Below are 22,130 nucleotides of genomic sequence, written 5' to 3' on the forward strand. Positions count from 1 at the left end.
CGTCGGGGCACGAAGTGTCCGATCTCCTCCCCTCTATCGTTCGGTCGTCATCCTGCCCCGCGGAGGTGCGCGCAGGACATCGTTCCAGTCCGCACCGGGCTGGGCCGGGTAGCGGGCCTCGATTCGCCGGCCGGCGAAGCGCTCGCGCGCCACCGTCTCGGCTTGGTGCCCGGCGGCATCATGGTCGAGAAACAGAATGATCTCCGTGACCGACGCGGGAAGAGTGATCCGCTTGAAGCGTTCGGCTCCGAGCGTGGCCCAGCAGGGCACGCCAAAGAGTCGACAGGCGGAGAGGGCGGTTTCGATACCTTCCGCCAAGCCGAGGCGATTGCTCGCCGACACGAGGCGGACGAGACCGCTGCCGAGTGATCCCAGCGCGGCACGTGCCGGCTGGCGGGAGGAGAGGGATAGTCCATCCCGACTGAGGAACGTCCGGTGCACGGCGACGAGCCCGGTCTCGTCAGTCACAGCCGCGATCATGGCCGGCAAGAAGCGTGTGAGGGGATGCCGTCCCTGAGGCGTTCGAGGGTGGAAACGAAGCGCCGAAGTCCCGGTAAGCCCGCGTCCCGCCAGATAGCGCGATGCAGGGCTTTCACGGAGCGGGCGTGCCTCGGACCAGAGCCGCTCCACTGCGGGCTTTCGTGTGTCGATTGGCTCGTCTGTGCCGAACACCACGCGCGCACCGCCGGGAAGGCGGAGCGCCGCGATCGCGTCGAGCACATCGCGTGTCTCGCAGCCGGCGAAGCAATGGAACAGCAGTCTCCTTCGACCCGGGCGGACGCTGAGGGACGGCGTCGCATCGGCATGTGCCGGGCAGCGGCACATGCCGCCCCGGGGCGTCCAGTGGCCGCCGAGCGCCTCGACGATGGTGCGACCGCTGTCGGCGCCGCTGGCGAGGTGGGGATCGTGAAAGGTCATAAGGGCTCTCGCTGTCTGTGACGCGCCCCGCGCCGCCGCCTCCACTCCCTTCAGCTTAGCGCTTTCCTACAGCAGCACGTTCGCACTATGTTCCGATTCGAGGAAGAGGAAAATGCATGATGCGAGGCGATGATGATCCGAACCTTCTTCCCCGCCGCGGCAGTGCTGCTGGCCTGCGCTTCACCCGCACTGGCGCAGCACACTGACGCGGAATTGAGTTCAGCTGAGGCGGACGATGCTTCAGCTGCCGTTTTCGAGCTGATCGAGCACCGGACGGCCGCAGCACGATCATTTTCTGCTGCGGCCGCCGATCCCCCAGTCATGACCGTCTCTGCGACGAGAGCCGCACCGCCGAGAGGACGCGAGCGGTTCCTCGCGTTTATCCGTGCCGCCGAGCTTCGCCACGCGCTGCCGAACGGTTTGCTCGATGCACTGATCGCGGTTGAATCAGCCTACCAGCCCGGCGTGGTCAGTCGCGCTGGGGCCATGGGTTTGGCGCAGCTGATGCCCGCGACGGCGCGGGCGCTGGGTGTCCTCGATCCATTCGACGCGCGCATGAACGTCGATGGTGGAGCTCGCTTCCTGAGAGCCATGCTCGACAAGTTCGGGTCGGTGACGCTGGCGCTGGCCGCCTACAATGCTGGGCCTGCGGCGGTCATGCGGGCGCGCGGCATTCCCGCCAACAGCGAGACCCCGACCTATGTGCGCAAGGTCCTGTCAGCTTGGCGGCTGGGGAGCTTCTGACATGCGCGATTCCCTCGACAGCCCCGGCTCACGCGCCGTTCTGCAGCAACCAGGCATGCACATGGGCGTGAACGCGCCGACGTGGCCGGCGGCCCGCCCGGAGGTCGAACACGAACCGAGGATCGTGGACGACGAGGCGGCCGAACCGCGTGGGGCTGAGGCCCACCCGCGTCAGAAAAACTTCGATCCTCGGCAGCAGATCCCCGTCCATGCGTCGCGACTCGCTTTACTCCGTTCCTGTTATGTTCCATACTGCGTGATTAGTGCTGTAGGAAATCCCCTATGATGCTCGCCACGATCGAACACCCGCGCGAAGCGCTCCAGCGGCTCATCGAAGAGCGCAAGGAGGAGTATGCCGCGCTGTCGCGCATGCTCGGGCGCAATCCGGCCTACATCCAGCAGTTCATCAAGCGGGGGACGCCCAAGCGCCTCGATGAAAAGGATCGCCGCCTTCTCGCCAGCTATTTCGGGGTCAAGGAGACGGTGCTCGGCGGCCCTCAGGAGTGGGAGAAGCCGACGCTGCAGCAGGTGCCGGTGCTCGATGTCTACGCCTCGGCCGGCTACGGGGCTGCCGATTTTGGCGAGGCGCGCCGCACGTCGATCGGCTTCGATCCGCGCTGGCTTCGCGAGCGCACCAAGGGCTCGGCCGATGGTCTGTCGATCATCCAGGTCAAGGGCGACTCGATGGCGCCGACGCTCGCCGATGGCGACGACGTCCTGGTTGACCGCAAGGATGGGGTGAGCCGGCTACGCGACGGCATCTACGTCCTGCGGCTGGACGATAGCCTGATGGTCAAGCGGCTGGCGCGGCAGCCCTCGGGTCGCGGCATCTCGATCAGGAGCGACAATCCCGACTATCCGAGTTGGCAGGACATCAATCCCAGCCGGATCGACATCGTGGGACGGGTGCTATGGTTCGGCCGCACGCTGAGCTGATCGGGCCAGCCCGGTCACAGGTGTCAGCATGAAGCAGATGAGCCTACACGTCGTCGGCGCGAACCATCCCAATGCGGATGGTGGCAATCGGCGCTTCGAGATCCTGCTTTGCGTGCCCGGCGAACCGATCGAGCTGATTCCTGAGCCAAAGAACCCGGCGGACCCGAATGCCATTGCGGTGTTCAGCAGCCGAAACGTCCAGATCGGCTATCTGACCGCAGACCGCACTCCCTGGATCGGCGGCATGCTGCGCAACGGCCGCCCGATCGAGGCGATCTTCCAGGCCGCCACGCCTGCCGGTGCTGCCATCCGGATCGGGTTCGACGGCGACCATCCCGTTTTGCCGCCCGCGGACGCGACGCGTGCCACACCACCAGATCCGGCCACGGTCGAGTTCTGGCCAGACGAGATCTACCCTGATGACTGACCTCGCTTCTCTTGCCGTTGAAGGCCAGCACACGCCCGGGAACCACCCTCCAAGTGGCTCAGCGGTACAACCGATACTTGAGAAGGCGTGGGCGATCGCAATCGATCTGCGCCGCGATCTCGGCTTGTCCGAGGCGATCGCCTGGGCAGACGGCTATCTGGAGGAGGTGCGGGAGAAGGAAAGCTCGACCGCCGCCGCGCGCTGGGTGGTCGTGATCAATGCCTTGGCCGAGCTGGCCCGGTCAAGCGTGCACTGACGATCGCTCATCGGGATAGCTGTCTAGCTCACTAGGTTCGGCTTGCTTGGCTAAGCTCGGCAGCATCGGCACTACCGGCTCTGAGCTGCCGTCCCACTGCGTAGCTCATCCGGGTATACCCGAAAGAGCTATGATGACCGACATCGCCCCGACCTCGGTACGTGCCGCGCGCGTCTACCTGCGCGTCAGTACCGAGGAGCAGGACCTCACGCGGCAGGACGCGATCGTCGCGGGCGCTCGGTCCGCAGGCTACTATGTCGCTGCAGTCTACCGCGAGAAGGCATCGGGCGCGCGGCCGGACCGGCCGGAGCTCCTGCGCATGGTGGAGGACCTGCAGATGGGCGAGGTGGTCGTCGCCGAGAAGATCGACCGGATCAGCCGACTGCCGCTGCCCGAAGCCGAACTGCTGGTCGCGGCGATCCGAGCCAAAGGCGCCCGGCTGGCCGTGCCGGGCATTGTTGATCTATCGGACCTCGTCGCGGACAGCGCGGGCGTGGCGCGCATTGTGCTCGAGGCTGTGCAGGACATGCTGCTCCGCGTCGCGCTGCAGACCGCACGCGACGAGTATGAGACCCGCCGCGAACGCCAGCGTGAGGGCATCGAGATCGCGAGGGGGGCAGGGCGGTACACCGGACGCAAGGCCGATTTCGCCCAGCACCGGCGCATCGTTGCGTTGCGCGAGGCAGGCATGAGCATCGCGAAGACGGCCGAGCTGGCCGGGTGCAGCATCGCACAGGTCAAGCGCGTGACTGCGCAGCACCGATCGAGGAACAGCGCGCAGGCAGATGTTCAACAACCCGGAGACCAAAACGGTTCACGCGGCGTAGATCGACGAATGGGTTAATGGTCAGCCATCGCGGTGGGTGCCTGGGCGCGAGCGTCGCGAGGCGGAACGGATGCCAAACCGCCGTTTTCTGAACGATGCCGAACGCCTAGGTTCTGGCTCGTCGGCCAAGGTGGTAGGGTAGGCGATGCTCTACCTCATTTTGAAGGCGGTGATCTCGGCCGCCATTATCGTTACGGTATCGGAAGTGGCGAGGCGCAGCCCCGGCTTGGGGGCGCTGGTCGCCTCTCTCCCCCTTGTCTCGGTGTTGGGCATGATGTGGCTGTGGCGCGACACGCACGATAGCGCCCGGATGGCCGCCCATGCGGGTGCAACCTTCTGGTATGTGCTCCCCTCGCTGCCGATGTTTCTGCTGATCCCGGCCATGCTGAACCGGGGCGCGCCGTTCTGGCTGGCGCTGGGGTCCGGCTGCGTGCTCACGATCCTGCTCTACCTCACCATGACGTGGGCAGCGTCGCGCTTCGGGCTTCAACTCTGACGCTGCGGCTGTGATCGGCGGGAGCTGCGAGCGGGGCTAGACGCACAGGAAAGACGAAACGTCTTAAACCGAACGCAACCCACTCTCGCTATCGTTTTCCGATGGCGATAGCTGCGTCTCGCTCGCTGGAAAGCAGGATCGCCCTGCCGGTCGCGGCCGTGCTGCTGGCCATTCTGGCCTACGGTGTGGTGTCGTCGCCTGCGCTGATCGAACGCTGGGGCGCCTCGCCGGGCGGAGTGGGGGCGCTGGCCGCATGGCTGGCGCTCGCCACCGTAGTGGTTCCGGTCCTGCGCGCGCCACCTTCGCGCCGCATTGTGTTGGTGCTGCTCGTCCTGGCCGTCGCTCTCCGTTTCAGCTTCGCGCTGCTCGTCGTCCATCGCGCGCCGCAAGGCGACGCTCAATCCTACCTGACGCTGGCCGCCAGCCTGCGCCACGGGCAAGGGCTCACCATTTTCGAGCCGTTCCTCGGCATCACCACGCGCGCGCTGTTTCCGCCGCTCTATCCCGTGCTGCTGGCGGGGTGGAGCATTGCGTTCGGCTTCTCCACGCCGTCGCTGCTCGCATTCGGCACCCTGACCGACCTCGCCACGGCCGCGATGATCGCGGCGCTGGGATCCCGCGTCGGCCGCGCCGGGGCTGGGCGGGGCGCGGCGTGGCTCTATCTGATCTGGCCGTCGGCGCTGTTCTCCGCTCCGCTCGCGCAAAAGGAAAGCCTGTGCGCGCTTCTGGTCGTGATCATCGCGACGGCGTGGGTGTGGAGCGATCTGCCCGGCTGGAAGCGTGTCTCCGTCATTGGCGTCGCCGCCGGCCTGCTGGCGCTGACGCAGCCGGGTGAAGCGCCGCTTGCCGGGCTGTTCGGGCTGGTCTTGGCGGGTCGCCTCGGCCTCGTCCGGCTGCTGCGGACCGGGGTTCCCGCAGCCGCCATCGCCTGCCTCGTGCTGCTGCCGTGGTGGGTCCGCAACTGGCTCACGTTCGGCGCCTTCGTGCCGCTCACCACGTCGAGCGGCGTGGGCCTGTGGATCGGCAACAACCCCGGCGCGACCGGCAACTGGATGGCGCCGCCCGCCTCGCTGCGCGGCCTACCCGAACTGGAATATAGCCGCCAAGCGGGGCTGATCGCGCGCGAGTGGATCACGGCCCACCCCGTCGCGTTCGTGCGGCTGACGCTCGCCAAGCTCGCCCGGTCCTGCGGCGTCGCTGACTTTGGACTGGTGCGGCTCGCGGCGATGCGCCCGGCGGTGTCTGCTTGGATAGCGGCGCTGCTGCTGCCGCTCTCCCAGGGCGCGCACCTTGTCATGCTGGGCGGCGCGGCCGTCGCTGCCCGGCTCCGCGCTGATCGTGCGCTCGAGACGGTGCTGTTGCTGGTTGCCGCGTGCGGGCTGCAGATTGCGGTGTTCGGGGTCTGGTTCGAGTTCGCGGAGCGGCATCGCGAGTTCGCGACGCCGTTCCTGCTGCTCCTGCTCTGCCTTGGGCTGGACCGCGCTCAGCGCGGGCGGTCGTCGCCCGTCGCCCCGCGGTCAAGCAGGGCATCGATCGACCATCGGCCGCTGCCGACGATGAACACGTAAAGGCAGCTCAGCAACATGGTCAGGTCGGCGCGCGCTTCGTGCTGCGCGCTCCAGAAGCCGTAGCGCTTGAGGTCAGGCAGGCTGAACGGTCCTACCCCGTGGCCGACGAGGACAGGAAGCTTGGTCGAGACGAGCGCCACGATCATGGTGATGACAAGCGGGATCGCCGCCGCCCTCGTGAACAGCCCGAGGACGATGAGCGCGCCGCAGACGGTCTCCACAACGCCGACGAACGGCCCTAGTGCCTCGGGCCAGGGTATGCCGATCTTGGCGAACCGGCCCGCTCCCAGGATGGCGGGGAAGATCAGCTTCTGGATGCCTTCGGGGAAGAATACGGCGAGCCCGACCGCCAGCCGGATCAGGATCGTCCAGGGGCTCGCATCGCTGTTGACCACCCGCCGGAGCATGACGCTCAGGCCGTCGCCGGGGGCGGGGCCGCGGTGAAGCGGGCGAGGTCGGCAAGCCCGAGCGCGCCTTCGATGTTCGTGACCTTGTCGAGCGCCATGTCGAAGCCGTCGCCCCCGAACTGCTTGCGCTCGATCTCCTCGAACTGCTCGCCCAGCTCCTTGTATTGCTTGCCGAGCGCCTTCTTGAACGAAGGGAACACGATCGTGTCCTCCCGCGCGGCATGGGCCTCATACATGCGCGAAAAGCCCGTCATCGCCTTCGCCAACCCCTCGGCCTGTCCGGTCGCGATACTGCCGCCCTTGGTCTGGTCGATGATGTAGTCGGTGAGCTGTCGGCCGCGCTCGTGCTGGGCGACCAGCAGGTCGGGATAGCGCGCCGCGTCGCCCCCCGCCTTGCGGACGGCCGGGAAGACATGGCCCTCCTCCAGCAGCTTCTCGTGATATTGCTCGCCGAACGTCCTGAACAGCGTTGCCGCCCGATTGAGTGCGGCCGCATCCACCTTTGCCGATGAAGCGACCAGCGGCGCGGCTTCGCGATAGACGATCAGGATGCGGCGCAGCACGCCATGCTCGCGCATCAGGTCTTCGTTGGCGGCAACCTCCTGCTCCTCACCGCCTTCCTTCTCGTCCTTGTCATCGCCTTCACGCGAGCACGCGGTCGCAACCAGCAGGGTGGGTACGACCAGGCCGACCGTCGCCAGCAGCGCGCGGCGGTTGACGTTCGGATCGTCCGCGGGTGAAGCCATGATCCATCTCCTGCCGGCCGGGCGCCCAGGGCGACAACGGGGCATTTTAGGAAACCGACCGGCTCACTATCGGTTCCCGATAGCGAAAGCCGTTCCTATAGTTTCGGGGATGCCGGATAATGGACCACCGCGAACTGCTGTCGGGCTTCGTGCGGCTGCACATCCTGCTCCACGCCGCCGACGCGCCGATCTACGGCCAATGGATAACCGAGGAGCTGGCGCGCCACGGCTACCGGCTTTCCGCCGGCACGCTCTACCCCATGCTGCAAGGGATGGAAAAGAAGGGCTACCTCTCCTCGCACACGGAGCGCCACGGCCGAGCGGTCCGCAAGCTCTACGTCGCGACCGACCTCGGTCGCGAAGCGCTCGCGCTCGTTCGCGACAAGGCGCGCGAGCTTTTTGGCGAACTGGTCGAGGGGCACGGGCGTGAACGCATCCCGAAAGGCTGAGCTTATCGGGACCCCGGGGGAGGTCTTCGGCGCTTTTCTGAAACTCGGCATCACCTCGTTCGGAGGACCGATCGCGCATCTCGGCTATTTCCGCGACGAGCTGGTGATCCGACGACGCTGGGTGAACGAGCCGGCCTATGCCGAGCTGGTCGCGCTGTGTCAGTTCCTGCCCGGTCCCGCGTCGAGCCAGGTCGGGTTTTCGCTCGGCCTGGCGCGCGCCGGGCCGCTCGGCGCGCTGGCCGCCTGGGTCGCGTTCACGCTTCCCTCGACCGTGCTGATGCTCGTACTCGCGCTCGTCTCCGCGCAAGTCGACGGTCCGGTCGCGGGCGCCGTATTCCACGCCCTCAAGCTCGTCGCGGTGGTAATCGTCGCGCAAGCGGTCTGGGGCATGGCGCGCAGTCTCACGCCCGACCTGCGCCGGGTGCTGATCGCCGTCGCCGCCGGGCTGATAACGGGGGTGATGGGGGGTGCGTTGGGGCAGGTTGCCGCCATCCTGCTCGGCGCGGGGGCGGGGGTCGTCGCCTGCCGCCACCTCCCGATCGCGCCCGGCGATTGGGCACCGATCACGGTCCGACGCCGGGTCGGCGCGATGTGTCTCATCTTTTTCGCACTGCTGCTCGTGATGCTGCCGCCCATCGCAGGGGCGCTGGGCTGGCGCGAACTGCGGCTGTTCGACCTGTTCTACCGCGCGGGCGCGCTGGTGTTCGGCGGCGGCCATGTCGTCCTGCCGCTGCTGCACGCCACGTTGGTGCCGATCGGCTGGATCGACGACGGTCGCTTCCTCGCCGGTTATGGCGCGGCCCAGGCGCTGCCGGGGCCGCTGTTCACAATCTCCGCCTATCTCGGGGCGTTCGCGGGCAAAGGCGTCGGCGGGGCCGTTGTAGCATTAGTCGGAATATTCCTGCCAGGGTTCCTGATCCTGGTCGGTGTGCTGCCCTTCTGGACGGCGCTGCGCCGGAACGCGCTGGTTCGCGCCGCGATCGCTGGCGTTAATGCGGCTGTGGTCGGCATTCTGGCGCTCGCGCTCTATGATCCGCTATGGACGAGCAGCGTCCGGTCCTGGCGCGATACGCTGCTAGTCGTGGTCGCATTAATCGCGTTGCTGCGGTGGCGCCTCCCGCCGCTTGCAATCGTCACCGGGATGGTGGGGGGGGCGCTCGGCCTGCTAGCTCTCTGACGTCGGTCCCGCATCGGCTCCTGCGGGAGTTGTAGGCGGCAAGACTGCCGTGGCGGCGGCCTAGCCCACATCCACAGGACACCGGCAGCAACTGGAGTTCACGCCGGTGCCAGTGCCGTCATGTCGCCCGCGCCGATTCTCCGTCGATCTGCTGGACCGCGCTGACGAAGGCGAACAGCTTCTGCGGGTCGAGATGACCGCCCGTCCGGACGCCGGAGCACAGGTCGACCCCATAAGGGCGGACCTGCCTGATCCCTCCCGCAACATTCGCGGCGGTCAGGCCCCCGGCAAGAAACACCGGTTTTTCGGTCGCCCGCACGTGAGCGGCGCTGACCGCCCAGTCATGCGCGCGGCCGGTTCCGCCCAGCCTCGCCACCGGGGCGTTGGGCCTGCCCGAGTCGAGCAGGAAAGCATGAACGCAAGGCTCATAGGCCGGGATTAGCTGTAGCGCGTCCGGCCCTTCGACGTGGATGACCTGGAGGTGGCGGTCGTGCGGCTCCAGCGCCGCCAGCTTCCGCGACTCCGCGGGATCGATGTGCGACACGATCTGGACCGCTGACGGAGCGGTCGCGCGGACATGGGCGGAGATGGCGTCCGCGGTCGTCTCGGATGTCAGCAGGAAGGTGGCTACCGGCGGTGGCACGAGCGCCGTCACCTCTGCGATCGCCCTGTCGGAGATCGGACCGGGGCCAGAGGGCATGCGCGCCACCAGCCCCAGCGCATCAGCCCCCGCCGCGATCGCGATTTGCGCTTCATTCGGGGAGGCGATGCAGCAAACCTTGATCCGCGTTCTCATTGGAACGAGACATGCCGCCATGCCGCCATGCCGACGCGAGGGCAATGCGGTCCGTGCTGGTACCGTCGCGAGGTCGGGCATTCTCTATCGTGGCGCAAGGCTGATCGTAGCCGTGCCGCGCCCCCATACGGGCAGGTAAACGCCTTGCCCGGCCGCCTTCAGCTGGCCTGTGCGCACGTCCGTGATATGGGCGCGCACGACCACATTGCCGATCCGCTTCTCGTCGATCGCACGGGTGATCTTGCCGAACAGCTTGTCGAAATCCTTTTCAAAATTCTGGGTCAGTGCGGCGGACACGGTGCTTGAAATGCCGGGGGCATTGGCGAGCTTCAGGAGCAGGCTTGTCCGCACCGAGTCGGTCACACCGGCGACGGTGAGATCGTCAAACGCGACCCGGCGATCGTTGACGGCGTTGCGCGGCGTGGCGGTAAGCCAGATCGTGCCCCGCGATGGCTCCCCACCATCGGCCGCCGCGCTGAAGCGAAGCCCGACCGCGATCTTGCCGCCGGTCGTGCCGTAGATGGTCACCTGGTGAAACTGCGCTCGCACGGCACCGACACCCGGCACCTCGAAGGCGCGGCGGGAACGCTTCACCAATGCCTTGGCGAGCACCGGCTCCAGCTGACGATAGTCGGCGATGACGGGTATGGCGAACAGGATGCGGCTGGGTCCGGGCTGCGTGCGCGTCATGTCGGGGAGCGGCTGGCGCTGCGGATCAGGGGGCCGATCGCCGACAAAGGTTTCCGTCCCCGCCGTCAGCCCCAGCGCCAAGGTCACCCGGTTGCGCGAGATGGTGTAGCCTCCGTAGCTTAATTGCCGAGGCGTGATCCGCATCCACACCGGCGGGTTCGCCCGGTTCAGTTGCACGGAGGAGAACGCCGCGCCCCAGACCTGCGCGACCTGCTCACGCAGCTGCAATTTGGCGAGCTCCTGCGGCAGCGTACGTTCCAGGCGCGCGACGACGCCGGCGAGCTTGGCGTCGGCCTTGCTGGTGAACTCGATGCGCTGGCCCAGGAAGTCGACGTGCGGCTCGTCGGTCCAGTCGTAGGCGATCGATACCGTGCCGCGCGGCGACCAGTCGCGGGCGATGTCGAGCCTGATCGCGGCCCGGACGCGGGCGTCCGCTTGCGCCGTCTCCCGGCTGAGTACGCCTCCCACGTCGCGAGCGCTGATCGCGGCGTGAAGCGGCATGGTGACAATGATCGTTTTCCCCGAGCCTTCCAGCACCAGCGGCCCTCGGACGACGGTGCCGGTGATGCGGCACTGGATGGCGGGCGTCTTTGTCTTCGCGAAGAGGATCTTGACCTTCTTCGGCGGGAGGCAGGTCTGCCCCGGCTTGTCGATCGACCAGAGGCGACGCGGAACCGCCCGTTCGAGGGTCGCCGCCAGCTTGCCCAGGTCCGCGACGATCGGCACGTCGATGGTGGAGGTCTGCGCGGGCACGCTGATCGTGTCCGTCGCTCGCGGAGGCGCCTCGCGAGGAGTTCGGTCGCAGCCACTAAGGCATGCGACGCAGAGCAGCCCGGATACGATCAAGACACTGGAGAGTTCGTCCCCGCGCAAGAGAGCCCCGGCAATCTGGCCTGCCGCTTCAGCTATCGCTCCAACCGGCCTGGAGAAGGTTGCCCGAGCCGTCGTGTTCTTCATCGCCGCGCATCTCCAGCCGTCCGAGCGGCGTCCCATCCGATAGGTTTACCAGACGAGTTTCGTAAAAGGGAACCGTTCCGTTTCCTTATCGTTCGACCCGTTGATCTCGGTCAGTGCCCGACAACACCAACGGAGGACCTCAATGAAGACCGCGATAGTTGCTGCGCTGCTCACCCTGGCGCCGGTACCAGTGTTGGCGCAGGCCGTTTCGCCCGCCACTTCGGGAACGATGACCAGCGCCGACGTCGGCGTCTCGCCGATTGCGAGCCAGAGCGGGCCCAATTACGTGCTCGCGGCGGCCGACGCCAACCTTTACCAGATCAAGGCCGCGCAGCTCGCCGCGACGCGCGCGCAGCGGGACGACGTCAAGGCCTATGCGAAGCGCGTGCTGGCTGAGACGCAGAGCAGCCACAAGGCGCTGTTGGCAGCGCTGAAGAATGATCAGCGCACAATCAAGGCGCCGTCCGCGAACCTGTCCGCAGACCGCGCTGCCCTGCTCAAGCTGCTCCAAAAGGCTCCCAGGAGCGCCTTCGACAATCTGTATCTGACCCAGTCGGCGCAGGTCCAGCAGGCCGCATGGGCGGTGAACAAGGGCTACGCGCAGGACGGGACCGACCCCGCGCTGCAGCAGGTCGCCGGCACCGCGGTTCCGATGCTGGAGAACGAGCTCACCACCGGCAAGTCTCTCACTCCCTCCGGACTTGCAGGCTAAGGTGACCCTTGTCGGACCAGGCTGCTACTCCCGTCGGCCTGGTCCGACACCCTTGTTCTCATGGCGGCCCGGAGTCGGCTGAACTGGTCGCGGGCTTCGCCGTTCATGAGGTGCTGCATCAGGATCCAGTAGCCTGTCACCGCAGTCTCACCGGCTTCGTGGTACGCCCTGGCCATGTTGCGCTTCAGGTCGTCGAACAGGTTCGCTTCGAGTTTCTGCCCTTCAGGTGTGAGTGCCAGAAGACGTCGGCGCCTGTCCTGCGTTCCCGGTCGGGCAACGATCAGTCCCCGCTCGATCAGGTCCTTCATTACACGACCGAGCGACTGTTTGGTGACCCCGAGAATTTTCAGCAGGTCGCTTACCGACAGGTCAGAGTATCTGCCGACGAAATACAACAGCCGATGGTGCGCCCGTCCCAGACCACGCGCCGCAAGTTCGGCATCCGCATGGGCAAGGTGAGATCGGCGAGCGAAGAACAGAAGGTCCATTCCGCCTCTGATCGCGTCATCCCGCAGGTACTGGGCAGGCGGGGGCCGCAGCGGCATCGTCATGCGTGTCGTGTCCTGTGACGGACTGAGCGCCAGCTTCTCACCACTATTCCCATCCCAACCCGATGGATTTCTGCAAGGCGATGAAGGCGCGATCAAGCTCGCCGGTCGCCTCCAGCACCGACTGATCGGCCGCAAGGGCCGCGCGCTCCGCATCCAGGGATGTTGTCAACGGTACGGCGCCGCGACTGAAGCGCTGCGCCGCATACGCCGCGGACTGCCTCGCTCCATTGCGGCTCTGGACGCTGGAGGCGAGGTTCTTCCGCTGGTTGCCGAAGCGCGTCAGGCTGGTCTCCGCGTCCGACAGGGCCGACAGGACCGCCTTGCGGTACTGCGCTTCCGCCTCGTCCCGGTCGGCCCGCGCCTGCTCCACCCGCGCCCGATTGCGGCCGAAATCGAGGAAGCTCCAGTTGATGCGCGGGAGCAGCAGGCTGGAGACGTTGTCGGGATCAACCACGTCGCCGATGTCGGGACCGCCGAGGCCGACGATCCCCATGATGCTGACCGATGGAAACTGCCGGGCGACGTTGACGCCGATCTGCGCGTTCGATGCCGCCAGCTGCCGCTCGGCGGCGCGGATGTCTGGGCGGCGCCGCAGCATGGCGGCGGGATCGCCGATCGGAACCGCTGCCGGGATTGTCGGAATGGGGGCGGGCGCGGAGAGCGCCGCGTCGTGTGCGCCCGGCTCGTCGCCGGTGAGCAGGGCCAACTGGTCCAGCGTGGTCGCGATCTGTCCCTCGAGCGGCAACAGTTCGGCCTCCGTGCGGGTCAGCTCGGTCTGGAGCCGGACCACCTCGTCGCGCGACGATGCCCCGCGCTGCTCGCGCTGTTGCAGCAGGGCGAGTGATCGCTGCTGAAGCTGCGCGGAGCGGCGGGCCAGGATCAGGCGCTGCTGGAGTTCGCGCAAGGTCACATAATTCTGGGCCACCTCCGCCGAGAGACGAACCTGCGCATCAGCTCTATTGGCTTCGGCCGCCTGAGCCTGGGCCTCGGCACCTTCGGCGGCGCGGCGCCGTCCGCCGAACAGATCGATCTCCCACGACGCATCAAGGCCGGCATTGTAGAATTCGGCCCTGATACGATCGGATTGCTCGCCCTGCGTCGGCAGCGCGAGCGAGCCTGCGGGAAGATCGGCGACGATCGCAGTGCCCGACGCCGATACGGTGGGAAGCTGGTTCGCGCGCTGTTCGCGCAAGCTGGCGCGCGCCTTGCGGATGCGCGCCTCCGCGATCGCCACGTCGGGATTTGAGGCAAGCGCGCGGTCGATCAGCGTCGTGAGCTGCGCGTCGCCCATGCCTTCCCACCAGCGTGCGACAGGGGGCTGCGGTACCGTGACTGCCTGATCTGCGCGGCGAAATGTCGACCCGGGACGCTCGCCGCTCGCGACGCCCGGCGGGCCTTCATAGTTGGGTCCGACGACGCAGCCGGTCAGGAGGGCGGGCAGAATGGTCCAGCTAAGTCGCTTCATCAGTGCATCGCCATCTGCGTGTCGGAGGAGATCGGGCGGAGGAACAGCGCCAGCGGTGTGGTGATCGCGATCGCGACGCCAAGGGCGAAGAACAGGTCGTTATAGGCCATGACGGTAGACTGTTCGAGGAGTTGCCTGGCGAGCTGCCGATAGGCGCCGGCTTCGCCGGACGGCATGGACATGGCCTTCGCGAACCATTCCTGCGTGGTCGCCGCGTTGGCCGACACCGTTTCGCCCAGTCGGTTGAAATGAAGAAAGGTCTGCCGGTCCTGGAGGGTCGCCATCAGCGCGAGGCCGATCGATCCGCCAAGGTTTCGCCCCGCGTTGAACAGCGCGGACGCGTCGCCGGCATCCTCGGGTGCCACGGCGCTGATCGCGGCCTGGTTGAGGAACATCATGGCAAAGATCTGCCCGAAGCCGCGGACGAGCTGTGAATTCGTCAGGTCGCCCCCGGCTGACTGCGCGGTGAGGTGCCAATCCATCGCGCAACTGACGCCGATCAGCGTCATGCCGACAAAGACAGCCAGGCGAACGTCGAGATATTTGAACGCGAGCGGAAGGAACGGCATCAGCATCAGGGCAGGGATGCCGGAGACGAAGACCACCTTGCCCGATTGCAGCGCGCTGTAGTCGGCCATCGACGAGAGGAACTGCGGGATGAGGAAGGTCACGCCGTAGAGCACGACGCCGATGATGAGGCTTAGGACGAAGACGCTGCCGAATGAGCGGCTGAAGATCAGCGATAGCTTGAGCACGGGGTGCGACGAGCGGACCTGGCCCACGGCAATGAGGGCAAAGCCGAACACCGTTGCGATCGCGAGCTTCACGATCATGGCGGACTCGAACCACATCTCGCGCTGCCCCTCCTCCAGCATGACGGTGAGGGCACCCAGGCCGATCGCGAGCCCCGCGATCCCGAGCCAGTCGGCATGACGTAGCTGGTCGAGCCGCAAGTGCTCGTGCTTGAGCCCCAGAAGCAGCAGAAGCACGAGTCCGGCACACACTGGCACGTTCAGAAAGAAGGCGTAGTGCCAACTGTAATTGTCGGTGAGCCAACCGCCGATGATCGGCCCGAGCACCGGACCGAGGATCGCGGTGCCGCCGAACGCGGCGGTCCCGATCGGCTGCTGTGACGGCGGCAGCCGTGTGGCGATGATCGTCATCGCGGTCGGGATCAGCGCACCGCCGGTGAAGCCCTGGCCCACACGGCCGGCGATCATCATTGGCAGCGTCGTCGAGATGCCACACACGACGGAAAAGCCGGTGAAGCTGACCGCCGCGCCCAGCAGAAAGTTGCGCAGGCCGAACAGGCGCACCAGGAACGGGCTCAGCGGGATCATGACGATCTCCGCCACGAGGTAGGCGGTCGCGACCCAGGTGCCCTCGGTTCCGCTCGCGCCGATCTCGCCCTGGATGGTGGGTAGAGCCGCATTAACGATCGAGATGTCGAGCAGCGCCATGAACGACCCGATCGTGCCCGCCGCAACGGCGAGCCACTCGCGCAGGCCGGCGCGTTGGGCCGCCATCAGCGCGCGCCCTGCGTCTCGCCGCGCTTCAGCCGCTCGGTTTCCTGCTTGATTTGCTCCCGGCTTCCCTTGGCGCTGATCGTGTCGACCGTGACCTCCACCGAGAGGCCGGGACGCAGCACCCGGCGCGCCTCCGGACCCGCTTCGATGCTGACGCGCACGGGCACCCGCTGGACGATCTTCGTGAAGTTGCCTGTGGCGTTCTCGGGCGGGATGAGTGAGAACTGTGCGCCCGTCCCCGGAGAGAAACTGGCGACCCTGCCGCGCAGCTCGGCGCCGTCCAGTGCATCCACCTTGATGGTCACAGGCTGCCCGACGCGCATCAGCGCGACCTGCGTTTCCTTGAAGTTCGCCTCGATGTAGAGTTGATCGACTGGCACCACCGACATCAGCCGGGTCGCCGGTTGGACATATTGCCCGGCTCGGACCGCCTTGTCGGCGACCACGCCGTCGATGCTACTGCGGATCTCGACCGCGCCGAGGTCCGTCGAGGCGCGCGCAAGCTGGGCCTGCGCGGTGCCGCGCTGGGCCTCCGCCTGGCCGATGCGAGCCGATTGGGTCGCAACCCCGCGACGGGCGGCCAGGTAGGCGGCGCGCTGCGCGCGCAGCTCCGCGGCGGCTCGATCGCGCTGCAGGACGAGGCCGGCGAGGCGCTCGCGCGATTCCGCACCGGAGCGGGCGAGCGGCTCGTAGCGCTGGACCTCCCGCTCGGCAGCGACCGCTGCTGCCTCGGCGCTCGCGACCTGGGCAGCGGCCTGTCCGACCCCGGCCTGCTGTTCGTCGAGGGTCCGCTCAGCGGCCCGGATGTTGGCGGCGGCCGCGGCGATCTGCGCCTGCGCCTGCTCCACGTTGGCGCGGTAGTCGCGTGGGTCGAGCACGGCCAGCAACTGGCCCCGGCGGACAGGCTGATTGTCCGCGACGAGAACACGCTCGACATAGCCGCCGACCTTCGGCGAAACGGTCACGAAATCCGCGCGCACATAGGCGTTGTTGGTCGACTGCAGGTATTGGCCGCTCGCGCGGTAGTTCATGTACCAGACGACCGCCGCGACGATGCCGGCAACAAGTGCGGCGATGAGGACGTAGCGGATGATCGGAAAGCGCTCGAGAAGCGACGGCTTCTTTTCGCCGCTCTGCTCCTCGGAACCGTCCTCCGATCTGGCTTCTGTCTGGGAATTCGCGTCCGGGTCGCTATGCGGCGCGTCGCCGCCTCGATCTTCAGCCTGCTCGTCAGCCACCCAGCAACCCTATCGTATGTAAACCAAGCCGTATCATAGTGTTCGGCGGTCGGCATTTCCACCCACTCTGATGGGCTCGTGCACCGCAAACTCGAGCTGCGCGAAACACACAGCCGCTGGATCTCCGCGGTGGAATGCTTCGGCATGAACGACTGCGATCCGACGTCCGACACGCCTGACCTTCGGCGTCGTGACAAGTGCATCCAGCCGCGCAGTGGCGAGAAATTGTAGGTTCACACTGATGAGCTGCGAGGGCTGCCCTGGCGAAAGTCGGCGGTGAAGGGCACGCTTCGCGGCCACTTCAAGAAAGGATGCCACAGCTCCGCCATGCAAGGCGGGAAGGAGAGGGTTGCCGATCAGGTACTCTACTGGCGCCAAAACAAAGGCGTCACCGCTCTCTGAAATCATGGGGCCTAGCAGCTGCGCGAAGCCGCTCATGGCCCGACAGCGCGATTGATCGAAAAGACGCCTTGGGCAGTCGCGATCAGGTGAGACGGATCGGTATCCCAGACTTCGGTCCGTACGAACGCACGGTGCTCGGTAGCGTCGTAACAGTGTGCCCACGCTGTCGCGGAGCATCTCGCCTCGGCAGATCGCACATGGTCCACCTTCAGGTTAAGGGTCGAGATTGCCAACCGCCTTCCCAGTCGGGACATTACGGCAACGCCGCAGGCCTGATCGATAAGGCTCGTCAACACGCCCGTTGCTAAAGTCTCGTCCTCGTCAGCCAACTCCTCACGCCAACCGACACGTAGCGAGCTGAGGCCATCGCCGATCGAAACCAGCTCCAGGCCAAGCCTGTTGCCCCACGGTATGTCGCCCGGTTGTAGGCTCCAGTTTCCAGCCACGGTTCCATCCTTGTCCTGATCAGGCCTCGCCACCGTCGAAGGTCGCCTTTGCTCCGGCCACACGGAAACGGTACGGTTTACATATAAGGTCCGGTCTCTTAATGGTTATGGTCTCGCATGGAAACGCGGTCGAACAAATTCCTGGTGCTCGTAGTGACCGGCTTTCTGCTTGGCACGCTCCTGATCTTCACCCTGTGGCTGTTCGACGCACGCGATGGAGACGGCAAACCCTATATGATCCGCTTCACCGGGAGCGTCGCCGGCCTGGAGAAGGGGTCGCCGGTGACCTTCTCGGGTGTACCGGCCGGTCACGTCACGTCGATACGGTTCGACAAGGAGGACCCGTCAGCGGTTCTCGTCACCGTCAGCCTTGAACCGCGGATCCCCATCGTCGCAGGCGTGAAAGCGTCGATTGCAAGATCGGCACTGGCGGGCACCGCAAACATCAGCCTCGACGGTGCAACATCTGGGGCGCCCCCGATCGTTGCGGCGAACGACGGGGAGGTTCCCGTCATTCCCGCCAAAGAAGGCGGGCTCCTTGGCGGCGGAGGGGACCCGGTCGCACTGGTCGAAAAGATCAGCCGCACCGTTGATTCTGTTTCTCGCAACCTTGATGCCGCTCAGCAGCAGCGGACCAGCGATCGGCTTGCGGCGCTCGCGGAGAGTTCCGCGAGCTGGGCAGACAAGGCTGGCGCGACGTCTGACGCGCTTACCGGCGCGCGCGGGCGTGTCGTGGCCGTGGGAATCGCCTTGCAGCGATCCGGCGACAGCGCCGAACGGTTGGGGGGCTCTCTGGAGGAAAGCCGCGCGACCATTCTCGCCAAGGCGAACCGTGCGTTGCTGAACGCTCGTGACGGAGCCGAGCAGCTTACGGCTCGCATCGAGGCTGTTCGACCCACGATCCGCGGCGCGACCGCGAAACAGGCCCAACTGCGTGAGACCGTTCGTTCAGCAAGGAACAAGGTGGGCGCTGTCAGAGATACGGCCGTTCGCCTCGATCAGGAGGGGCTGGGTGTGGGTGCCCCGTCCCTCCCGACCTACAAGCCGGGGTCACGGCATTGATCGACCGCGATACGATAGGTCAGCTCTTGGCCGAGAGCGGGCTGGCAGGCGAGCGACCGACCGTCCCGGCGTGATTTCTCGTCAACCGGTCCGGATCGCGCTACCCTCGATCGGGGAGAACGAGATTGAGCGATGACGAGAAGAAAAGCCGGCGCCCGGGGAAGATGGGCAGACCGACGACCGAGGACGCGCTCCGCCTAACCTCGCACATCCTCAAGAGCGCCCGCGAGCTGTTCTTCCAACACGGGTTCGACGGCGCCAGTGCCGACATGATCGCCGAACAGGCGCGCATCTCGAAGCGGACGTTGTACGCGCGCTTCGGCAGCAAGGCGCGCGTGTTCGAGGCGGTCATCCTGGACGAGATCGACACGCAGCTGCGCGCGCTCGAACCCTCCGGCAGCGACGAACCCGACATCGCATCGCGCCTTCGCGTCATCGCCGATCGCCTGCTCGAGTGGCTCCTGACGCCTCGGATCGCCTCGATGGAGCGCGTCGTCATCGCCCAAGCCGTGCGCTTCCCCGCGCTTGCGGCGAACATCCACGACTTCGGTTACCAGCGGGCCGTCCAGTGGGTGGCATCGATCCTCGCCCACGCCAATGCCAAGGGAGAGCTGTCGCTAGCCGATCCGGTGTTCGCTGCCGAGCAGTTCGTCACGCTCGTCGTGGTCGCGCCCATGCGCCGTGCAGCGCTCGGGCTGTCTCCTCCTGCGTACGATGAGGCAGCGCGCGATCGTATCGCGCGCGGTATCGACCTGTTCCTCAATGGCTGTCGCCCGCGAGAGGCGGATGGTTGCAGCGCCTGATGTCCAACGCGGTCGACGAGCCTCAAATCGGTGAGCGCACGCGCCTGGCCGAACTCATCCAGATCATGAGCCGCCACGGCCTGAACGGGCTCGCCTCGCGCCTGGGCTTGCTGCCCGGGCGCTCGGAGCAGCCCGTAGACCTCGGTACGCCCGAGCGGGTCGTCGCGCTGCTGCGGGACCTTGGACCCGTCGCGGTCAAGCTGGGGCAGGTGCTCGCCACCCGTGAAGACCTGCTCGGGCCGGAATGGGTGCGCGCGCTGTCGGCGCTGCAGGACCAGGTGACCCCGCTGCCGTTCGAGGCGCTGGAGCCGACGATCCTGGCCGCGCTCGGCTCCCCGATCGAGGACGTGTTTGCGAGCTTCGACCGCGACCCGATCGCGGCGGCCTCGATCGCGCAGGTTCATGCTGCATCCTTGCGCGACGGAACCGAGGTTGTGGTCAAGGTACGCCGGCCGGGCATCGCGGAACGCGTCGATGCCGACCTGCGGCTGCTCCGCCGCATCGCGCGGCTTGCCGCGAGGCACTCACCGGAGATCCGCCGTCTGAAGCCCGACGAACTGCTCCGGTTCTTCGCGGAGAGCCTGTCGCAGGAAATGGACCTCAGTGCGGAAGCGGCAGCCTGCGAGAGCATCGGCGCGTTCCTGCAGCCGCTCGGAGTCCGTACGCCGGCCTTCTACTGGGATCAGGTCGGCCGTCGGATCAACGTGCAGGAGCGGCTCGACGGCATGCCCGTCCGCGCGATCCTCGACGGGGCGGGTAGGGGCGGTGCGGATGTCGCCGGCAAATACGCCGATGCAGTGCTGCGGATGATCATCTTCAACGGCCGCTTTCATGCCGACCCGCACCCCGGCAACGTCTTTATCCTGACCGATGGCTCGCTCGCGTTCATCGACTTCGGCGCGGTCGGCGTACTCAGCCCCGCCCGGCGGAACGAGGTGGTCACGCTCGTACTCGCTATCGCCGGCGAGGATACGCGATCGGTGACGGACGTGCTGCTGCAATGGTCGGGCGAGACCGACGTCGATCGCCAGGCGCTGACCCGCGACCTCGACGCGCTGATCGGCCAGTTTCGCGGTGCGGTGCTCCAGCAGATCGATCTCGCCGACATCTTCGGCCGCGTCTTTACGCTGCTGCGAACCTACCGGCTGGCGCTGCCGCCCGATCTCGCCCTGCTGCTGCGCACCCTCTTGATCGCCGAGGGGTTCGTGCGACGGCTCGATCCCGGCTTCGACATCGCCGCGCGCGCCGCACCGATCGCGCGCGAACTGCTACGGGAGCGAATCGGCCCGGCCGGCCTCAAGCGGGGTGGACGGCGGCTGGCGACGAGCCTTGGCCGTCTGGCCGCGGCATCGCCCGAGTTGGTGACCTTCGCGGAGCGGGTCGCACGGTCGGGCGCGCTGCCGATCGAGTTGCAGAAAGGCGCAGTCTCCTCACCCCCGGCCTTGCTCCGGCGCGCCGATCCCAACGTCCTGTCTGCCGGAATGCTGGTCGCCGGCGCGATCCTTCAGCGCGACCATGATGTCGTCGGCACGATATTGATGGCGTCAGCGGTACTGCCCGCGGGCTGGGCTTGGTACGCCAACCGGCAGCGGCGCTGACCTCTTGTTGTCAGGCGATCAGTACCCGGTTCCGCCCTTCCTCTACCGCGCATCCGTTTCGCCACTGATATTTCATTCCCAAGGTCCGGAACAAGCCAATCGAGTTGACGTTTTGCAGAAAGTAAACCGGTCAGTACCAGAAACATCTGCCTGGTTCACTGAACGAGGAGTTATGCGTGTCCGAACAAACGGTTTACGAGCCGCGTCTATCACCTGAGGACTCGTCGGACTTCGGTGTGGCGCTCAGCAAGCTTATGCCCAGTCTGGCGAGCTATGCGCGATCGCTGGCCAGGAATCCCGATACTGCACAGGACCTTGTTCAGGAAACCGTGCTGAAAGCATGGCGCAGCCGGGCATCCTTCGAGGCCGGTACCAATTTGAAGGCGTGGACCTTCCGGATCCTTCGCAATACATTTCTGTCGCAGGTGCGTCGTCGAGGCGCGGAACAGGCGGGCGGGACGGCCGAACTAAGCGATGTTCCGGTGGCGGCAAATCAGGAATGGGTCGTGACAATGAGCGATGTCCGCCGCCTGTGGCCGCGCCTGACACCCGAGCAGCAGCGGTGCATTCAATTCGTGGGGATCGAGGGGCAAAGCTACGAGCAGGCGGCCACGATCGAGCAGGTCCCCGTCGGCACGATCAAGAGCCGCGTGGTGAGAGGACGGCAAATGCTCCGCGCACTCCTGGATCAAACCAACAGCGCACCAGCCAAGGTCGTAGCACCCCGGATCCTGTCGCTCGATACGTCACCTCGGTATGAACCATCGCCCGTCGATGATGCACACTCCAAACAGATCGAACTTCTGCGAATCTGGCGCGCGAAGCGCGCCGCTGCTCGCTGCGCCGTTGAATGACTTTCTTGTAGTCCGCCTGATCCCATTTGTGGGCCTTTCGTTTTCAGCTCTACACTGGACTGTCATGCCCCTACGAGTTG

The 22,130-nt window shown here is 66.5% G+C and carries 26 protein-coding genes; 14 read left to right on the plus strand and 12 right to left on the minus strand.

Going from position 1 to position 22,130, the window contains the following annotated elements; translation table 11 throughout:
* Nucleotides 1-33: 33 nt before the first annotated feature.
* Nucleotides 34-918: a DUF7146 domain-containing protein gene (locus IEX18_RS17620; protein WP_188661001.1), complete on the minus strand. Its 885-nt coding sequence runs from the start codon at nucleotides 916-918 to the stop codon at nucleotides 34-36.
* Nucleotides 919-1,047: 129 nt separating this feature from the next.
* Between IEX18_RS17620 and IEX18_RS17625 the strand changes: the two genes are divergently transcribed.
* Nucleotides 1,048-1,662 (plus strand): lytic transglycosylase domain-containing protein, encoded by a 615-nt coding sequence (locus tag IEX18_RS17625; RefSeq protein WP_188661004.1) that lies wholly within the window; start codon nucleotides 1,048-1,050, stop codon nucleotides 1,660-1,662.
* 28 nt (nucleotides 1,663-1,690) lie between these two features.
* Here IEX18_RS17625 and IEX18_RS17630 read toward each other — a convergent pair whose 3' ends face one another.
* Complete coding sequence (locus IEX18_RS17630; protein WP_096342216.1) at nucleotides 1,691-1,873, minus strand: hypothetical protein; 183 nt, start codon at nucleotides 1,871-1,873, stop codon at nucleotides 1,691-1,693.
* 71 nt (nucleotides 1,874-1,944) lie between these two features.
* On the opposite strand from IEX18_RS17630, the gene IEX18_RS17635 reads away from it, so the two are divergent.
* From IEX18_RS17635 to IEX18_RS17660, 6 genes are all read left to right on the plus strand, one after another.
* The gene (locus IEX18_RS17635) at nucleotides 1,945-2,598 is read left to right on the plus strand and encodes a S24 family peptidase (protein ID WP_260158806.1); all 654 of its coding nucleotides are present in this window, start codon (nucleotides 1,945-1,947) and stop codon (nucleotides 2,596-2,598) included.
* A gap of 28 nt (nucleotides 2,599-2,626) precedes the next feature.
* Nucleotides 2,627-3,025, plus strand: a complete 399-nt coding sequence (locus IEX18_RS17640; RefSeq protein ID WP_188661006.1) for an HIRAN domain-containing protein — start codon at nucleotides 2,627-2,629, stop codon at nucleotides 3,023-3,025.
* Nucleotides 3,018-3,281 (plus strand): hypothetical protein, encoded by a 264-nt coding sequence (locus IEX18_RS17645; RefSeq protein WP_188661009.1) that lies wholly within the window; start codon nucleotides 3,018-3,020, stop codon nucleotides 3,279-3,281. The genes IEX18_RS17640 and IEX18_RS17645 overlap by 8 nt, the downstream gene beginning before the upstream one ends.
* 130 nt (nucleotides 3,282-3,411) lie before the next feature.
* Nucleotides 3,412-4,125: a recombinase family protein gene (locus tag IEX18_RS17650; protein WP_229664694.1), complete on the plus strand. Its 714-nt coding sequence runs from the start codon at nucleotides 3,412-3,414 to the stop codon at nucleotides 4,123-4,125.
* Between the two features lie 127 nt (nucleotides 4,126-4,252).
* Nucleotides 4,253-4,603 (plus strand): DUF3147 family protein, encoded by a 351-nt coding sequence (locus tag IEX18_RS17655; RefSeq protein ID WP_188661013.1) that lies wholly within the window; start codon nucleotides 4,253-4,255, stop codon nucleotides 4,601-4,603.
* Between the two features lie 101 nt (nucleotides 4,604-4,704).
* On the plus strand, nucleotides 4,705-6,171 hold the full coding sequence (locus IEX18_RS17660) for a glycosyltransferase family protein (protein WP_188661015.1): 1,467 nt from the start codon (nucleotides 4,705-4,707) through the stop codon (nucleotides 6,169-6,171).
* Here IEX18_RS17660 and IEX18_RS17665 read toward each other — a convergent pair.
* Both IEX18_RS17665 and IEX18_RS17670 read right to left on the minus strand, forming a co-directional pair.
* Nucleotides 6,087-6,578: a DoxX family protein gene (locus tag IEX18_RS17665; protein WP_095997428.1), complete on the minus strand. Its 492-nt coding sequence runs from the start codon at nucleotides 6,576-6,578 to the stop codon at nucleotides 6,087-6,089. The two genes, IEX18_RS17660 and IEX18_RS17665, sit on opposite strands and share 85 nt — an antisense overlap.
* Nucleotides 6,579-6,583: 5 nt before the next feature.
* Nucleotides 6,584-7,324 carry a hemerythrin domain-containing protein gene (locus tag IEX18_RS17670; protein ID WP_095997429.1) on the minus strand — a complete coding sequence of 247 codons (741 nt, stop codon included), beginning with the start codon at nucleotides 7,322-7,324 and terminating at the stop codon, nucleotides 6,584-6,586.
* A gap of 119 nt (nucleotides 7,325-7,443) precedes the next feature.
* Between IEX18_RS17670 and IEX18_RS17675 the strand changes: the two genes are divergently transcribed.
* Nucleotides 7,444-7,773: a PadR family transcriptional regulator gene (locus tag IEX18_RS17675; RefSeq protein ID WP_095997430.1), complete on the plus strand. Its 330-nt coding sequence runs from the start codon at nucleotides 7,444-7,446 to the stop codon at nucleotides 7,771-7,773.
* Nucleotides 7,751-8,950 carry a chromate efflux transporter gene (chrA, locus tag IEX18_RS17680; protein ID WP_095997431.1) on the plus strand — a complete coding sequence of 400 codons (1,200 nt, stop codon included), beginning with the start codon at nucleotides 7,751-7,753 and terminating at the stop codon, nucleotides 8,948-8,950. Before IEX18_RS17675 ends, chrA begins: the two co-directional genes overlap by 23 nt.
* Before the next feature lie 118 nt (nucleotides 8,951-9,068).
* On the opposite strand, the gene IEX18_RS17685 is transcribed toward chrA, so the two are convergent.
* Nucleotides 9,069-9,746, minus strand: a complete 678-nt coding sequence (locus IEX18_RS17685; protein ID WP_095997432.1) for a phosphoribosylanthranilate isomerase — start codon at nucleotides 9,744-9,746, stop codon at nucleotides 9,069-9,071.
* Nucleotides 9,747-9,830: 84 nt separating this feature from the next.
* Nucleotides 9,831-11,393 carry a DUF4403 family protein gene (locus IEX18_RS17690; RefSeq protein ID WP_229664695.1) on the minus strand — a complete coding sequence of 521 codons (1,563 nt, stop codon included), beginning with the start codon at nucleotides 11,391-11,393 and terminating at the stop codon, nucleotides 9,831-9,833.
* 142 nt (nucleotides 11,394-11,535) lie between these two features.
* On the opposite strand from IEX18_RS17690, the gene IEX18_RS17695 reads away from it, so the two are divergent.
* Complete coding sequence (locus tag IEX18_RS17695; protein ID WP_095997433.1) at nucleotides 11,536-12,105, plus strand: DUF4142 domain-containing protein; 570 nt, start codon at nucleotides 11,536-11,538, stop codon at nucleotides 12,103-12,105.
* Here IEX18_RS17695 and IEX18_RS17700 read toward each other — a convergent pair.
* From IEX18_RS17700 to IEX18_RS18885, 6 genes are read right to left on the minus strand one after another with little or no spacing between them, the layout of a single operon-like run.
* Nucleotides 12,102-12,656: a MarR family winged helix-turn-helix transcriptional regulator gene (locus IEX18_RS17700; RefSeq protein WP_095997434.1), complete on the minus strand. Its 555-nt coding sequence runs from the start codon at nucleotides 12,654-12,656 to the stop codon at nucleotides 12,102-12,104. The genes IEX18_RS17695 and IEX18_RS17700 overlap by 4 nt on opposite strands.
* 43 nt (nucleotides 12,657-12,699) lie before the next feature.
* Nucleotides 12,700-14,121, minus strand: a complete 1,422-nt coding sequence (locus IEX18_RS17705) for an efflux transporter outer membrane subunit (protein WP_095997435.1) — start codon at nucleotides 14,119-14,121, stop codon at nucleotides 12,700-12,702.
* Nucleotides 14,121-15,647, minus strand: coding sequence for a DHA2 family efflux MFS transporter permease subunit (locus tag IEX18_RS17710; RefSeq protein ID WP_095997436.1), 1,527 nt, complete (start codon nucleotides 15,645-15,647; stop codon nucleotides 14,121-14,123). Before IEX18_RS17710 ends, IEX18_RS17705 begins: the two co-directional genes overlap by 1 nt.
* Nucleotides 15,647-16,885, minus strand: coding sequence for an HlyD family secretion protein (locus tag IEX18_RS17715; RefSeq protein ID WP_095997437.1), 1,239 nt, complete (start codon nucleotides 16,883-16,885; stop codon nucleotides 15,647-15,649). The genes IEX18_RS17710 and IEX18_RS17715 overlap by 1 nt, the downstream gene beginning before the upstream one ends.
* 33 nt (nucleotides 16,886-16,918) lie before the next feature.
* Nucleotides 16,919-17,323: a PaaI family thioesterase gene (locus IEX18_RS17720; protein WP_095997438.1), complete on the minus strand. Its 405-nt coding sequence runs from the start codon at nucleotides 17,321-17,323 to the stop codon at nucleotides 16,919-16,921.
* Nucleotides 17,320-17,796 carry a PaaI family thioesterase gene (locus IEX18_RS18885; protein ID WP_095997439.1) on the minus strand — a complete coding sequence of 159 codons (477 nt, stop codon included), beginning with the start codon at nucleotides 17,794-17,796 and terminating at the stop codon, nucleotides 17,320-17,322. Before IEX18_RS18885 ends, IEX18_RS17720 begins: the two co-directional genes overlap by 4 nt.
* A 54-nt stretch (nucleotides 17,797-17,850) precedes the next feature.
* On the opposite strand from IEX18_RS18885, the gene IEX18_RS17730 reads away from it, so the two are divergent.
* The 4 genes from IEX18_RS17730 to IEX18_RS17745 all read left to right on the plus strand — a co-directional run bounded on the left by IEX18_RS17730 (nucleotide 17,851) and on the right by IEX18_RS17745 (nucleotide 22,050).
* On the plus strand, nucleotides 17,851-18,795 hold the full coding sequence (locus IEX18_RS17730) for an MlaD family protein (RefSeq protein WP_095997440.1): 945 nt from the start codon (nucleotides 17,851-17,853) through the stop codon (nucleotides 18,793-18,795).
* A gap of 125 nt (nucleotides 18,796-18,920) precedes the next feature.
* Nucleotides 18,921-19,598, plus strand: a complete 678-nt coding sequence (locus IEX18_RS17735) for a TetR/AcrR family transcriptional regulator (RefSeq protein WP_229664696.1) — start codon at nucleotides 18,921-18,923, stop codon at nucleotides 19,596-19,598.
* A complete protein-coding gene (locus IEX18_RS17740) occupies nucleotides 19,586-21,196 on the plus strand; it encodes an ABC1 kinase family protein (protein ID WP_229664697.1) in 1,611 nt (536 codons plus the stop codon). Before IEX18_RS17735 ends, IEX18_RS17740 begins: the two co-directional genes overlap by 13 nt.
* A gap of 176 nt (nucleotides 21,197-21,372) precedes the next feature.
* Nucleotides 21,373-22,050: a sigma-70 family RNA polymerase sigma factor gene (locus IEX18_RS17745; RefSeq protein WP_229664698.1), complete on the plus strand. Its 678-nt coding sequence runs from the start codon at nucleotides 21,373-21,375 to the stop codon at nucleotides 22,048-22,050.
* The last annotated feature ends 80 nt before the right edge of the window (nucleotides 22,051-22,130 follow it).

It is taken from the genome of Sphingomonas metalli, from assembly GCF_014641735.1.
GTDB lineage: Bacteria > Pseudomonadota > Alphaproteobacteria > Sphingomonadales > Sphingomonadaceae > Sphingomonas > Sphingomonas metalli.